The organism is Williamsia sp. (assembly GCF_036566845.1).
Lineage (GTDB): Bacteria > Actinomycetota > Actinomycetes > Mycobacteriales > Mycobacteriaceae > Williamsia.
Window position 1 is genome coordinate 1 of sequence record NZ_DATCVM010000246.1, and the last position, 13,848, is coordinate 13,848.

Below are 13,848 nucleotides of genomic sequence, written 5' to 3' on the forward strand. Positions count from 1 at the left end.
CGGTCCCGCCACTCGCACCGGCGCCATCGCACAACTCCTGCAGATTCCGAACGAAGCATCTGTCTACGACGCCGGCGCCCTGCCCGACGGCGGTTTCTGGCGGGTGATGCCCGCGCTGGGTGAGCACGCGTCGATCGAGACGATCGACCTGATCGTGCCCACCGATCAGCTCATCGGATGGTGGTCGAGCCTGACCGCCGTCGGCGCCCGCCCCGCCGGCATGTGGACCTACGAGGCACTTCGGGTGCCATCGTTGCGCCCCCGGCTGGGGATCGACATCGACGAGCGCACGATTCCCCATGAGGTCAACTGGATCGGTTCGCCCGACGAGTTGGGTGCGGTCCATCTGAACAAAGGTTGCTATCGGGGCCAGGAGACGGTCGCCCGCGTCCACAACCTCGGCAAGCCGCCGCGTCAGATGGTTCTGTTGCACCTCGACGGCAGCGCAGAACACCGCCCGGCAACCGGAGACCCGGTCACCGTCGGTGGGCGCGCCGTCGGTCGGGTCGGGACCGTCGTCGATCACTTCGAGTACGGCCCGATCGCACTTGCACTGGTGAAGCGCGGCATCCCGGCCGACACCCAGCTCGACATCGGTGGCGCCAGCGCTGCGATCGACCCGTCGTCGGTTCCGGCCGACGACCGCGTCCAGGCCGGACGCGCGGCAATCGACAAGCTGAAAGGCCGATGAGACATGCACCGCACTGAGGCCACGCCGGGTATCGACAAGCTGAAAGGCCGATGAGGCATGCACCGCACTGAGGCCACGGGCACGGTGCTCGCCGTCTGCGCCGTCCACGAGGAACATGCGCTCGCAGGTGGTGTCGGACACAGTGCGATCGACAAGAGAGCGGTCGACGGTCACGTCGATGTCAACGAGCTCGGTCTCACCATCGATCACGTCTGCGACACCAAACACCACGGCGGAATCGATCAGGCCGTGTACGCCTACGGCGAGGACGAGGCCCAGCGATGGGCCGGCGAGCTCGGGCGCGATCTGCCCTACGGATGGTTCGGCGAGAACCTGCGTATCGCCGGCATCGAGACGACCGACGCCACCATCGGCGAGCGCTGGCAGGTCGGCGAAAACCTCGAACTCGAAGTGACGATTGCCCGGACCCCGTGCCGCACGTTCGCCGACTGGGCCCAGGAAGACCAGTGGATCAAGCGTTTCTACGCGCGGGCGGACGTGGGCTGTTATCTCCGGGTTGTGACACCGGGGCGGGTCCGCGCCGGGGATGCCGTCACCGTCGTCTCCAGGCCCGACCACGGGGTGCTGGTCCGGCATCTCATCACCGGACCCGACCCGGATTCGTTGGCGAATCTGCTCGCGATCGACGACCTCCCGGCGAAGGTGGTGCGGGACGCGAAGCGCTGGCATCGACTCGCGAAGAGGTGATCCCGGGTGGAGCGGACAACCGGAATTCGGACCCGGAATCCAGCCGTCGGCATGTAAATTCTCGCCACCGGCGGACAAGCTGGTCCGCATCACCCCTTCGGGCACGGTAGACTCTGATTCACGACCATATTTGTAAACACAGAATGGGGCCGCCACACGTTTGGCCGCCCCTTCATTGCGCGAGGGGGTCCCCAATGGGCCGCGGCCGGGCGAAGGCGAAGCAAACCAAAGTTGCTCGTGAACTGAAGTACAGCTCACCGAACACCGACTTCGACAGTCTGCAGCGAGAGCTGTCGGGCAGCGAATCAGTAGATCCGAACGATGGGATCACTGATGATCGGTGGTCCGATGAAGAAGGGTGGCGGCGGGCCTGATGGCCGTCGCGAGTCCGCGACACACGGACTCGACCACTCTTTTTTCAACAGCCCCCTGAAGCGCTACACCTCAGGCGGGTTGTTGGCATACCCCGGGTTCGATTGCGCCGGCCTTGAAACGGGACTGTCGCGAACTCGAGCTGGAAATATCGTGCGGTTCATAAATAGCTCCGAATAAAAAGATTCGGCCGACGAAATCGTCGGCCGAATCTTTTTGGTGCTGGAGGTTGTCAGAACCTCGGGTGCTCGCCCATCAGTTCGGCGACACCGTTCTTTGCGCTCCTGCCGTGCTCGGTCTTCGACACATGATGCGACTTCTTGATCGATCCGAGAACCCAGCAATCCAGATGCCGCGCGGTGAGCACCGCCAACGCACGGTCCGTGTCTTCCGGAGCGACCACGGCGACCATGCCCACGCCCATGTTGAATGTACGTTCCATCTCGGCGCGCTCGACACGCCCACGCTGTGCGATCATCTGGAAGATCGGTGCCGGTGACCACGTTCCGCGGTCCAGTTCGGCCACCAGCCCGCCGGGGATCACCCGGGCAAGGTTGTCGGCCAGGCCACCACCGGTGACGTGTGAGAACGTGCGTACGTCGGTTTCGGCTGCCAGCGCGAGGCAGTCCTTGGCGTAGATCCGCGTGGGCTCGAGCATCTCTTCACCGAGAGTTCGCTCGAACTCCTCGACGTGACCGCCGAGATCCATGTGACCCCACTCGAGCAGGACCTTACGGGCCAGCGAGTAGCCGTTGGAGTGCAGGCCAGAACTTCCCATCGCGATGACGACGTCGCCGGGACGAACACGATCCGGAGAGAGCACCGAGTCGGCCTCGACGATGCCGACGCCGGTGGCCGACAGGTCGTAATCGGACTCACCCATCAGGCCCGGGTGCTCGGCGGTTTCGCCACCGAGGAGGGTGCAGCCGGCATCGACACAGCCGTCGGCGATGCCCTTCACCAGTTCTGCGACAACTTCGGGCACCACTTTGCCGACAGCGATGTAGTCCTGCAGGAACAGTGGTTCGGCGCCGCAGACCACGAGGTCGTCGACCACCATCGCAACGAGGTCACGTCCCACGGTGTCGTGTTTGCCCATCGCCTGCGCAACCGCGATCTTGGTGCCCACACCGTCGGTGGACGATGCCAGTACCGGTTCGCGGTAGCCACCCTTGAGTTTGAACAGGCCGGCGAAGCCGCCGAGGCCGCCCATGACTTCGGGACGCAAGGTGCGCTTGGCATGTGGGGCGAAGAGCTCTACCGCCCGCTCGCCGGCGTCGATGTCCACTCCCGCCGCAGCGTAAGAGGCGCCGCCGGGCTCGTTGTCGGTCATCTTGCGTCCGGTTTCCGTTCTCGAAGGTCGGCAGGAAACTCCTGCCGGGGCGGTGAATTATCCGGCTTCACGCTACCCGAGCGTGGTGTAGCCACTTCTGATGGGCGCTTCGATATCCGCGGTCGTGGACATGCTTGTGCCCCAACCCGATCTTCGCCGATCCCGGTGAAACCGGCTGTCGAACCGGTGAATCAGCACGGTTTGCGCAGGTGAACCCCCGCGCTCAGGGACGCCTGACAGCGCTGACGTTGTCGTTGTCGGCCATGACGTCCTGATCGGTCGCAGCGTTCTTGAGCATGGTCTCCAGAACCGCTTTGCCCATGGATGTCTCCCGTGGCAATTTGATCGGATACTTGCCGTCGAAGCAGGCAGCACACAGGTTCGACGCCGGTTGCTCGGTGGCGGCGATCATCTGTTCAGTGCTGATGTAGCCCAGGGAGTCTGCGCCGATGGCGTGCCGAACGCCTTCGACGAGGTGCTCCTCGGAGTCGGCGCCGTTGGCGATCAGTTCGGCCGGAGACGCGAAGTCGATGCCGTAGAAGCACGGCCAGCGGACTGGGCTCGATGCGATCCGCACGTGCACCTCGGCGGCACCGGCCTCGCGGAGCATCCTGACCAGTGCCCGCTGGGTGTTGCCGCGGACGATCGAATCGTCCACCACAACAAGACGCTTGCCCCGGATGACCTCTTTGAGGGGATTGAGTTTCAGCCGGATACCGAGTTGACGAATCGTCTGCGAGGGCTGGATGAACGTCCGGCCCACGTACGCGTTCTTCATCAGGCCCTGGCCGTACGGGATACCCGATTCCTGGGCGTATCCCACCGCGGCCGGCGTCCCCGATTCGGGAACGGGGATGACCAGGTCACCGTCGGCGGGGAACTCGCGAGCGAGGCGGCGACCGATCTCGACACGGGTGGTGTGCACCGACCGGTTGTTGATCACGCTGTCCGGCCGGGCCAGGTACACGTATTCGAAGACACAGCCCTTGGGTGTGGCCTCGGCGAAGCGACTGCTCCGGACCCCATCGGCATCGATGGCCAGGAGTTCGCCGGGTTCGATCTCGCGGACGTACGACGCGCCGACGATGTCGAGTGCGGCGGTTTCGGACGCCACCACCCATCCACGGTCGAGGCGTCCCAGACACAGCGGGCGGACGCCGTGCGGATCGCGGGCGGCGTACAACGTGTGCTCGTCCATGAAGGTGAGGCAGAAGGCACCGCGCAGTGTCGGTAGAAGTTCCATCGCGGCCTGTTCGAGCGTGGCGTCCGCGGCACCGTGCGCGAGCAGCGCACCGACGACGTCGGAGTCCGAGGTCGCTCCCCCGGCGCGGCGGGAATCCATCAGGCCCAGTTCACGTGCCTTGCTGGCCAGGTCCGCGGTGTTGACGAGGTTTCCGTTGTGGCCCAACGCAACACCGGTTCCGGCGGCGGTGGTCCGGAAGATCGGCTGCGAGTTCTCCCAGGTGGTCGACCCGGTGGTGCTGTACCGGCAATGCCCGACGGCCACATGCCCCTGCATCGCGCCGAGTGTCTGCTCGTCGAATACCTGGGAGACCAGACCGAGGTCTTTGAAAACCAGGACCTGAGAACCGTTGGCGACGGCGATTCCGGCTGCTTCCTGCCCTCTGTGCTGCAAGGCATACAGGCCGTAATAAGTGAGCTTTGCCACATCCTCACCAGGCGCCCAGACCCCGAACACACCGCATTCCTCACGCGGTTCGTTCTCTGGCTCGTCCGGATCTAGCAGGTTGTTGCTGTTGATCGACAGCTCGGTCACTGGCGCTCCCATGGGTGGGCTGGTGGAGGGCTTGAGCGTGAGTCTACGGGCACACGATTCACCATTGCGAATCGTCGCGGCGTGTCATTGCTCCCACCAACGAGTTTCGGCGTGTCACACCCGCAACAGCGGTAGCCAATGGACGATCTCCCCAGCGCGGCTTCCGGACGCGGACACCCTGCCATCGGCCAGTGCGCCACCGAGATCCAGTTGTCCCGTCGCCAGCAGCAACCACGTTCGCGGATCTGTCTCGACAACGTTTGGCGGCGTTCCGCGCGTATGGCGGAGGCCTTCGATGCACTGCACAGCGACGAACGGTGGCACCCGCACCTCGACAGAGCCTCCCGGCGCCAGTTGCGCCAGGGTTCGCGCTGTCATCCGGACCGCGTCGGCGATCTCTCTTCTCGCCGGCTCGGCGGCGTCGGGGTCACGCAGCCACGAAGCCACGGTTACGACGGCTGCTCGCATCACGGCCGGGTCTACCGACTTCTGAGGTGCCACGGTCACATCGTGACATCTCCGATCACAGCTCACGGAACCAAGCACCCGGCATCAAGTGACCTGCAAGCCACCGCGTCGAGTCCCACCCATCGAGCACCAATTAGGCTCCTGGGCAGAAACTGCACCACAAAGGAGCGTCACCGCCATCAGCGCCACCCTGCATGCTGCCGGACTCACCGCCGGACACGGCGAACGAACGTTGTTCTCCGACCTCGACCTCACGGTGGCCGACGGAGACGTCTTCGGCCTGGTGGGAGCCAACGGCGCCGGTAAGTCGACGCTGCTGACACTTCTTGCGGGAGTCGGATCGGCGGACTTCGACGGCACGATCACACTGAGCCCACCCGACGCCGAGGTCGGCTACCTCGCGCAAGAAGCCGAGCCGACTCCGGGCGAGACCGTCCGTGAGTTCCTGTCGCGACGTACCGGCGTTGCCCAGGCACAGGCGACGATGGACGCCGCAGCCGAAGCACTGGCCGACGGCGGCGACGACCTCTACTCCCCGGCCCTCGACCGCTGGTTGCACCTCGGCGGCGCCGACTTCGAGGAACGCGCCGATCAGGTCGCCGCCGGGCTGGGCCTGACGGTCGACCTCGATCTGCCGATGTCGGCGCTCTCGGGCGGACAGGTGGCGCGAGCCGGGCTCGCCTCGTTGCTGCTGTCCCGATACGACATCTTGCTGCTCGACGAACCGACCAACGACCTCGACCTCGATGGCCTCGCACAACTCGAGGAGTTCGTCGCGGGCTCCCGGACGCCGATGGTTGTCGTCAGCCACGACCGCGAATTCCTGGCGCGCACGGTCACCGGAATCGTGGAACTCGACCTCGCCCAGCAGCAGGTGTCGGTGTACTCCGGCGGCTACGAAGCGTTCCTGGTGGAGCGTGAAGTAGCCCGGCGCCACGCCCGGGAGGCGTACGAGCAGTACGCCGACACCAAAGACGCATTGACCGATCGCGCCCAGATGCAACGCAATTGGATGGAGCACGGGGTCCGGAATGCCCGCCGAAAATCCAAGGACAACAACAAGGTCGGCAAAGGCCTGCGTCTGGAATCGACCGAGAAGCAGGCATCGAAGGCCCGGCAGACGCAACGTCGCATCGAACGTCTCGAAGAGGTCGCCGAACCACGCAAAGAGTGGGAACTACGCATGGAGATCGCGGCCGCTCCCCGATCGGGAACCGTGGTTGCGACACTGAACGAAGCGACACTGCGCCGCGGTGACTTCACGCTGGGGCCGATCAGCACCCAGGTCGACGCCGGCGATCGGATTGTCATCACCGGCACGAACGGATCAGGCAAGTCGACGTTGCTGTCGCTGCTTCTCGGCACGCAAGCCCCGGACTCGGGTTCGGCCTCCCTGGGCTCGGGCGTACAGATCGGTGAGGTCGATCAGGCGCGAGGTCTGTTCACCGGAGACATCGCCCTGGCCGAGGCCTTCGGCAGCCAGATCCCCGATCAGACCGATGCGGACGTCCGGACCCTGTTGGCCAAGTTCGGATTGAAGGGGCATCACGTCACCCGCTCGGCGGACTCACTCTCACCCGGTGAACGCACACGAGCCGCGTTGGCACTGTTGCAGGCACGTGGGGTCAACCTGCTGGTACTCGACGAACCCACCAACCACCTGGACCTGCCGGCCATCGAACAATTGGAGCAGGCAGTCGAATCATTCTCCGGCACAGTCTTGCTCGTGACCCACGATCGGCGCATGCTGGCCACCGTCCGCGCAACCCGCCGCTGGCAGTTGGCTGATGGCCGGTTGACCGAGACCCTGGCCTAGTCACCGCTCGGCTTCCAGGTCGAGTAGGCCAGCGCCGTAAGGGCGGTCGCGGTCTGATCGCAAAAGGCGTCGTGCTCGGTCAGACCCACCGTCAGCGCTCGGATCGCAGTGGTCGCGACAAGAAAATCGAAGGCCGCGTCCGATCGGGACGTCACGGTCTCCGCGGGCATCTGGGGTAGATAGCCGCGAACCAGGTTCCGCATCAGCACCCTCACGTCGTGCTCGGATCGGTTCACCAGCCGCGAGTGGAGATCCCCCTCGTACTGATAAGCCAACAGCAGTCCCGGAATCGCCGCTCGTGACACGGGATTTGCGAACTGGTGCAAGAAGATCGACGACCACGCCCGGAAGTCCTCCCGCAGATCACCGGTGGCCTCGGGGACCACGCCCGGCTCGGCCTTCCCGAACGCGGCGTCTTCGATCAGCGCTTCGCGACGGGGCCACCGTCGGTAGATGGTCGGCGCCCCCACCCCGGACCGCCGGGCGATCGCCGCGATCGTGGCCCCCTGATAGCCCACCTCCACCAACAACTCTCGCGTTGCCCGGAGTACATCGACGTCCTTTTGCGGATCACGTGGACGACCGGGGAGCGGCTGGGGATTCGTGGTCACCTGAGTGAAACTACCGCAAAACCCGGCTTTAATTACGTTTCATGTTCTAACGTATCTCGATCGGACCCCGAACAGGAGATGCAGGACCATGTTGACACCCGACGACGAGATCTTGTCCCACCAGCTTCCGACCACCTTCGACCACGTATCCCAGAGTGATCTGCGCTGGGTGGAACGCGTGGTGATGTACGGCTTCGACAAATCCGGTGACATCAACGTGATGACCGGGATGGCCCGATACCCCAACCGCAACGTGACCGACGCCTATGCGATGGTGACCACCCGCAGCGGCGCGGCCAAGGTGGTCCGGATGTCCACCACACTCAACCCACAAACCGGCGCGCTCGGCGAGTACACGATCGGCCCGTACACCTACTCGATCGAAGAACCGTTGCGGCAGGTACGAACTCAGGTGGCCCCGAACGATCAAGCCCTGAGCCTGGACCTGCGTCTGACCGGGCAATTCGAGACGTACGAGCAGACCGCCGCGTTCCATCGGGTTCGCGGACGCGTCACCGAAGACGCCCGCCGGTTCTATCAAAACGGCCGGGTCGAGGGCTGGATCGACATCGATGGCGAGCGAATCGAGATCGATCCGCAGCGGTGGTGGTTCGGGCGGGACCATTCCTGGGGTATCCGCCGGGGAGGCGGTGGTGGCAGCCTTTCCGAAGGCACCGAACTCCAGCCGGTCGATCTACCCGACGGTGTCCTCTACTACATGGGCATCTTCCAATTCGACGACGAGCTGGTGCATTTCGCGCAGCGCGAGAACAGTGATGGGTCGCGGTGGCAGTTCGAGGGTGAGCTGCTCTACCCCACCGGGTCCGGTCGGCCACACGAGGCGATCATCGATGTCGAGCATGCCCTGGAGTTCCGGGATGATGCCCGAGTCGTGTCCGGCGGCACCTTCACGATCATCCGGGGCGACCGGTCGAGAAGCACCATCGAGGTACACCCGATGACCGACTTCTGGCCCGGACTGGCCGGCTACGACCACTACAACGGTTATGCAAGTGGTTACTACCGTGGGGACAAATTTCTCGACGGGTTCACCGTGGACACCAACGACGCAGAAGCGCTGGCGCCGGTGCGTTTGCTCAGCGAAACCCTGTGCGATGACATCCGCCTCGTCGTCACGGTTGCCGGCCGATGAACTTCCATCCGCACTCGAAGCCGCACTACGCCAACGGATCCCAGCCGCACACAACGCGACCATCACCAACTGGAGACCAGCCGAACAAGGTTTCTCCACCGAGACGTACCTGTTCGACCTGGTGGACGTGGAATCATCGGACACCGCCGCCACCGGCACGCAGGGCTTGGTCTTTCGGCGACCACCCGACTTCGCGGTCCTGCCGGACTTCGATCTGCGGCGGCAGTACCTGGTGATGCAACGCCTCGCCAATTCTGCGGTGCCCGTGCCGAAGACACGATGGATCGATGCCGAAGGCGTCGACCTGGGAACTCCCTACTTCGTGATGGACCGCATCGACGATGTCGTCTCGGTCAGCGATGTCCCCTCCTACCATCACGAGGGTGTCTTCGCCGAGACCGATGACAACGGCCGGGCGCGGCTGTCGAACGGGTGCGTCGATCTCATCGCCCGGGTACACCAGATCAACACCGCCGAAAGGTGTTTGGGATTCCTGGATCTCCGCGGGTTCGGCGCGACGCCACCGCAGCGGCTGCTGAACTTCCTGCGGTACGCGCTCGATTGGGCCGGCGACGACAGACCACTGCATCCGGGGTTGACCCGGGCGCTCGACTGGGCCGACAACCACATGTACGTACCCTCGCGAGTCACGTTGTGCTGGGGCGATTCACGCATGTCCAACGTGCTCTACGCCGCCGGCGATCATCACCCGGTCGCCGCACTGGACTGGGAGATCGCATACCTCGGAGACCCGGGCGCCGACCTGGCGTGGATGTTCCTGACCGATTGGGTGAGTAGTCCCCTCGACGGTCACGCATCGTTGCACGGAACACCCACCCGCGAAGAAACACTCGAACGGTATGCGGGCCTGACGGGATCGCGGCCGTCCAACATGTTTCACCGCTGCGCTGCTGCTGGCCGTTCCGCTGATCCGGCTCAACAAGAAACTCGACCTCGAGGGTGTCGACCTCGCCGACATCTGTGCACAGCGGATCGCATCCGTTCTGGATGGGCCCTGACCACGCCAAACCGAGCGGAAAGCCCCTTCGTGTCGCAATGCATGGCACGATGGGGCGATGGGCACGGACGTCGACCAGCGCGATTTCAGCCGCGAGGACAGGCGGCGTTTTCGTGAACAGGTGGGACGGTGCACCGAAGCGGTGGCACGCATGCTCGCGGACGGCCTGTTCACCGACCAGGGCAATCCACCCGAGCCGTTGCTCGGCATGGAGGTCGAGCTCAATCTTGTTGACCGGGCGATGAATCCGGCGATGTCGAATGCCACGGTTCTCGAAGCGATCGCCGATCCCGATTACCAGACCGAGCTCGGCCAGTTCAACATCGAGATCAATGTGGCCCCGCGCCCGTTTGTCGGCGCCGACACCGTCTCTCTCGAATCCAGCCTGCGCGATTCGCTCAATCAGGCCGAGGCCAGGGCCGCGAGCACCGACAACCATCTGGTGATGATCGGTATGCTGCCCACCCTGCGGCAGGAACACTTTGCACACCAGTGGATTTCAGCGAACCCCCGCTACGACCTGCTGAACCGGCAGATCTTTGCCGCCCGCGGCGAAGACATCGAGCTCGACATCACCGGCATCCCGCTGGTACCCGGCGAGAATCCCGACCGGCTCCGGACGTCGATCGATTCGATTCTGCCCGAGGCCGCGTGCACGTCTCTGCAACTGCATCTGCGCGTCGCCCCAGAGAGCTTTGCCGATCACTGGAATGCCGCTCAGGCGATCTCCGGCGTTCAAGTGGCACTCGCCGGCAACTCGCCGTTCCTCGCGGGATCCGCCCTGTGGCACGAAAGCCGTATCCCGGTCTTCGAGCAGGCCACCGACACCCGACCGCAGGAGCTCATCAACCAGGGTGTCCGGCCCCGGGTCTGGTTCGGGGAACGTTGGATCACAAACATATTCGACCTGTTCGAGGAGAACACCCGCTATTTTCCCGCCCTGCTGCCGGTGACCACGGACGACGATCCGCTGGCGCAGCTGGAGGCCGGCGACATACCGGAACTGACCGAACTCCGCATGCACAACGGAACCGTGTACCGCTGGAACCGACCGGTTTACGACGTCATCGACGGGCAGGCCCATCTGCGGGTGGAGAATCGGGTGCTCCCGGCGGGCCCGACCGTGGTGGATGTGATGGCCAATGCTGCCTTCTACTACGGTCTTCTGCGCGGACTGGTCGACGCCGAGCGGCCGGTCTGGTCGCAGATGTCGTTCGATGCCGCCGCGGAGAACCTGCACACGGCGGCTCGCGACGGCATGGACTGCCAGCTGTACTGGCCGACCGTCGGATGGGTACGCCCCGATGAGCTGGTCCTGCGTCGGCTGCTGCCCATCGCCGAGGAAGGCCTGGCCGCATTCGGTGTCGCGTCCGATGTCCGCGATCGATATCTGTCGGTCATCGAGGGACGCGCGATCACGCTCCAGACGGGCTCGGTGTGGCAGCGCTCGTGCGTGGCCGCCAGGGAGGAAGCCGGCGACAGCCGCGAGGTCGCGTTGTCCGGGATGCTCAGCGAATACATCGAGCGCATGCACGACGGCGCCGCGGTTCACACGTGGGAACTGTAGAATCCGACGCCTTTACGTCGCCAGGCTCCTGGCGCTTCCCCGACATGACGCTTGAAGGCCCGGTTGAAGGCAGACTCCGATTGGTATCCAACCGAATTCGCGGCCTGCGCAACGCTGAGTGATCCGTTTTGCAGCTGCCGGGCAGCGAGTTGCAGACGCCATCGGGCGAGGTATGTCATCGGCGGCACTCCCACATAGGCGGTGAACCGATCGGCAAACGACGAGCGCGACATGGCCACCTCGTGGGCCAGCTGTTCCAGCGTCCACGGCTCGGCGAACCGTCCGTGGATGAGTCGCAATGCCGAACCGACGTCGGGGTCGCGAATCCCGGCCGCCCAGTTGCGGGTATCGGGCGACAACCCGTCGATGTGTGCCCGCAGTGCTTCGACGAACATCAGCTCCGACAGCTTGGCCAGCATCGCCTCCTGCCCGGCGTTCTGACCGTCGCTCGCTTCGAGGGCCGCGTCGAGCAGCCGCGTCATCCATCCCCAGCTCCGGCTCGACACGGGTGCGTGGACCATTCTCGGCAATGATTCGAGCAACGGGTTGAACGGACGCCGGTCGCAGGCGAAGTAACCGCACACGATCCGGCAGTGTGCGGCGTTCGAGTCGCCGTTGATGTCGATGACAAATGGCAAGGCCTCGGTCAACGGTCGGTAGTACTGCGACAGGTCGGGCGCCCCGCTGAGACCTTGAGCCGAGGCCAGGAGATGTTCCTCCCCGGTGGAGACGATCACCATCTCGCCGGCCCGCAACATCTGCGGCGGTCCGGGCTCGTCAACCGTCTCGAGCCAGCACGAACCGAGAGTCAGGACGTGAAACGCGATCAGGTGCTCCGCATCTGCGGCGACCTTGGCGGCGATCACATCGGTCGGCGGACTCTGGAGTACAAACGGTGCGCGGGCGTCGATGTCGAAGTACACCGCACCGGTCAACCGCACTGCGAGCAAAACGTCGGATAGGACGTCCATGGCCTGACTCCCGGACGATCGGACAACAATTCCGGACGTGCGGCACATCCCCGGGCGACCCCTGGACGGATGGGCAAGTCCTTCGGTGTCCAGGGCATTCCCGCACATGACCGCTGCTTCGTACCGTCAACTACACAGTCTCCCACCATGTGAGTCCGTACAGAAGGAGCACATCACATGTCCACCAACGAAACCACCCCGGATGCCATCGTCGCCGAGCTCCGCCAGGCCGTTCGCGGTCAGCTGATCGGGCCCTCCGACGCCGACTACGACACCGTGAGGATGGTCTACAACGGGGCCATCGACCGCCATCCGGCAGCCATTGCCTGCGTCGCCGATGTCGCCGACGTGATCGCCTGCGTCAACTTCGCACGCCGGCATCAGATGCCCCTCGCGGTACGGGGCGGCGGCCACCACGGTGCCGGGTTCGGCGTGTGGGAGGACGCCCTGGTGATCGACTTCCGCACACAGCGCTCGACCACCGTCGACCCGGCTGCCCGCACCGTTCGTGTGGACGCCGGGTGCGTCTGGGGCGACGTCGATCACGCCACCGGAGCCTTCGGGATGGCCACGCCGTCGGGTTTCGTCTCCACAACAGGTGTCGCCGGACTCACGCTGGGCGGTGGCACCGGCTATCTCACAAGGCATTTCGGACTGACCATCGACAATTTGATCTCCGCCGACGTCGCGCTGGCCGACGGATCCTTTGTGACCGCAAGCGCCACAGACCATCCCGATCTGTTCTGGGCGTTGCGCGGTGGTGGCGGCAACTTCGGCGTGGTCACCTCGTTCACCTTTCGATGCCACCCGCTGGGTGAAGCCGGCGAGGTCATCGGCGGGCCGATCCTGTACGACATCGCCGACACCGAGACCGTGCTGAGCTGGTACCGAGACCTGATCCCGACGCTGACCGACGACCTGAACGGCTGGATCGGCGTCCTGGAAGTCCCGGGCGCGGCGCCTTTTCCCGAAGAATTGTGGGGCCGGAAGGTCTGCGGGATCGTGTGGTGCTACTCGGGGCCACACGAACGGGCGGACCAGGTGCTGGCCCCCATCCGGGATTTCGGCTCACCGCTTCTGTCCGGTCTCGCGCCGATGCCGTATCCCGTACTGCAGAGTGCATTCGACGGGCTTCTGCCCACCGGACTGCAGTGGTATTGGAAAGCCGACATCTTCGAGGAGATCCCCGATACCGCAGTCGCACATCACCGCCGGCACGGAGAAGCCATCCCGTCGCCCCTGTCGACGATGCACCTCTATCCGATCAGTGGCGCCGCGGAGCGTGTTGCCGCGGACGCAACCGCGTTTGCCTACCGGAACGGCGGGTGGAACGGAGTGATAGCCGGGATCGATCCCGATCCCG

13 protein-coding genes are annotated in these 13,848 nt (G+C 64.8%); 8 read left to right on the forward strand and 5 right to left on the reverse strand.

Features of this window, described 5'->3' with window-relative positions; genetic code table 11:
• From VIQ49_RS24110 to VIQ49_RS24120, 3 genes are all read left to right on the forward strand, one after another.
• Positions 1-691, forward strand: a 691-nt coding sequence (locus VIQ49_RS24110; protein ID WP_331889123.1) for a folate-binding protein, incomplete at its 5' end; no start/stop codon positions are given.
• 57 nt (positions 692-748) lie between these two features.
• Positions 749-1,399 carry an MOSC domain-containing protein gene (locus VIQ49_RS24115; protein WP_331889124.1) on the forward strand — a complete coding sequence of 217 codons (651 nt, stop codon included), beginning with the start codon at positions 749-751 and terminating at the stop codon, positions 1,397-1,399.
• Positions 1,400-1,593: 194 nt separating this feature from the next.
• On the forward strand, positions 1,594-1,773 hold the full coding sequence (locus tag VIQ49_RS24120; protein WP_331889125.1) for a DUF3073 domain-containing protein: 180 nt from the start codon (positions 1,594-1,596) through the stop codon (positions 1,771-1,773).
• Positions 1,774-2,003: 230 nt separating this feature from the next.
• On the opposite strand, the gene purM is transcribed toward VIQ49_RS24120, so the two are convergent.
• The 3 genes from purM to VIQ49_RS24135 all read right to left on the reverse strand — a co-directional run bounded on the left by purM (position 2,004) and on the right by VIQ49_RS24135 (position 5,382).
• A complete protein-coding gene (purM, locus tag VIQ49_RS24125; protein WP_331889126.1) occupies positions 2,004-3,104 on the reverse strand; it encodes a phosphoribosylformylglycinamidine cyclo-ligase in 1,101 nt (366 codons plus the stop codon).
• A gap of 223 nt (positions 3,105-3,327) precedes the next feature.
• Positions 3,328-4,881: an amidophosphoribosyltransferase gene (purF, locus tag VIQ49_RS24130; RefSeq protein ID WP_331889127.1), complete on the reverse strand. Its 1,554-nt coding sequence runs from the start codon at positions 4,879-4,881 to the stop codon at positions 3,328-3,330.
• A 114-nt stretch (positions 4,882-4,995) separates the two neighbouring features.
• A complete protein-coding gene (locus tag VIQ49_RS24135; RefSeq protein ID WP_331889128.1) occupies positions 4,996-5,382 on the reverse strand; it encodes a sterol carrier family protein in 387 nt (128 codons plus the stop codon).
• A 145-nt stretch (positions 5,383-5,527) separates the two neighbouring features.
• On the opposite strand from VIQ49_RS24135, the gene VIQ49_RS24140 reads away from it, so the two are divergent.
• Positions 5,528-7,165: an ABC-F family ATP-binding cassette domain-containing protein gene (locus tag VIQ49_RS24140; RefSeq protein ID WP_331889135.1), complete on the forward strand. Its 1,638-nt coding sequence runs from the start codon at positions 5,528-5,530 to the stop codon at positions 7,163-7,165.
• Here the strand turns inward: VIQ49_RS24140 and VIQ49_RS24145 are convergent.
• A complete protein-coding gene (locus VIQ49_RS24145) occupies positions 7,162-7,776 on the reverse strand; it encodes a TetR/AcrR family transcriptional regulator (protein ID WP_331889129.1) in 615 nt (204 codons plus the stop codon). The genes VIQ49_RS24140 and VIQ49_RS24145 overlap by 4 nt on opposite strands.
• An 88-nt stretch (positions 7,777-7,864) precedes the next feature.
• Between VIQ49_RS24145 and VIQ49_RS24150 the strand changes: the two genes are divergently transcribed.
• Genes VIQ49_RS24150 through VIQ49_RS24160 form a run of 3 tightly spaced genes read left to right on the forward strand, consistent with a single transcriptional unit; the run spans position 7,865 to position 11,514 of the window.
• Complete coding sequence (locus VIQ49_RS24150; protein ID WP_331889130.1) at positions 7,865-8,929, forward strand: hypothetical protein; 1,065 nt, start codon at positions 7,865-7,867, stop codon at positions 8,927-8,929.
• Entirely contained in the window at positions 8,892-10,064 is a 1,173-nt protein-coding gene (locus VIQ49_RS24155) for a phosphotransferase family protein (protein ID WP_331889131.1), read from the forward strand. Before VIQ49_RS24150 ends, VIQ49_RS24155 begins: the two co-directional genes overlap by 38 nt.
• Positions 10,006-11,514: a glutamate--cysteine ligase gene (locus VIQ49_RS24160; protein WP_331889132.1), complete on the forward strand. Its 1,509-nt coding sequence runs from the start codon at positions 10,006-10,008 to the stop codon at positions 11,512-11,514. The genes VIQ49_RS24155 and VIQ49_RS24160 overlap by 59 nt, the downstream gene beginning before the upstream one ends.
• Here the strand turns inward: VIQ49_RS24160 and VIQ49_RS24165 are convergent.
• Positions 11,496-12,485, reverse strand: a complete 990-nt coding sequence (locus VIQ49_RS24165) for an AraC family transcriptional regulator (RefSeq protein ID WP_331889133.1) — start codon at positions 12,483-12,485, stop codon at positions 11,496-11,498. The genes VIQ49_RS24160 and VIQ49_RS24165 overlap by 19 nt on opposite strands.
• Positions 12,486-12,662: 177 nt before the next feature.
• Here VIQ49_RS24165 and VIQ49_RS24170 point away from each other — a divergent pair.
• Positions 12,663-13,848, forward strand: a 1,186-nt coding sequence (locus VIQ49_RS24170; protein ID WP_331889134.1) for an FAD-binding oxidoreductase, incomplete at its 3' end; no start/stop codon positions are given.

Bases quoted from the DNA above. Each gene is read 5' to 3' on its own strand.
- VIQ49_RS24115 (WP_331889124.1), top strand. From the start codon at position 749: ATGCACCGCACTGAGGCCACGGGCACGGTGCTCGCCGTCTGCGCCGTC.
- VIQ49_RS24120 (WP_331889125.1), top strand. From the start codon at position 1,594: ATGGGCCGCGGCCGGGCGAAGGCGAAGCAAACCAAAGTTGCTCGTGAA.
- purM (WP_331889126.1), bottom strand. From the start codon at position 3,104: ATGACCGACAACGAGCCCGGCGGCGCCTCTTACGCTGCGGCGGGAGTG.
- VIQ49_RS24150 (WP_331889130.1), top strand. From the start codon at position 7,865: ATGTTGACACCCGACGACGAGATCTTGTCCCACCAGCTTCCGACCACC.
- VIQ49_RS24155 (WP_331889131.1), top strand. From the start codon at position 8,892: ATGACATCCGCCTCGTCGTCACGGTTGCCGGCCGATGAACTTCCATCC.
- VIQ49_RS24160 (WP_331889132.1), top strand. From the start codon at position 10,006: ATGGGCACGGACGTCGACCAGCGCGATTTCAGCCGCGAGGACAGGCGG.
- VIQ49_RS24165 (WP_331889133.1), bottom strand. From the start codon at position 12,485: ATGGACGTCCTATCCGACGTTTTGCTCGCAGTGCGGTTGACCGGTGCG.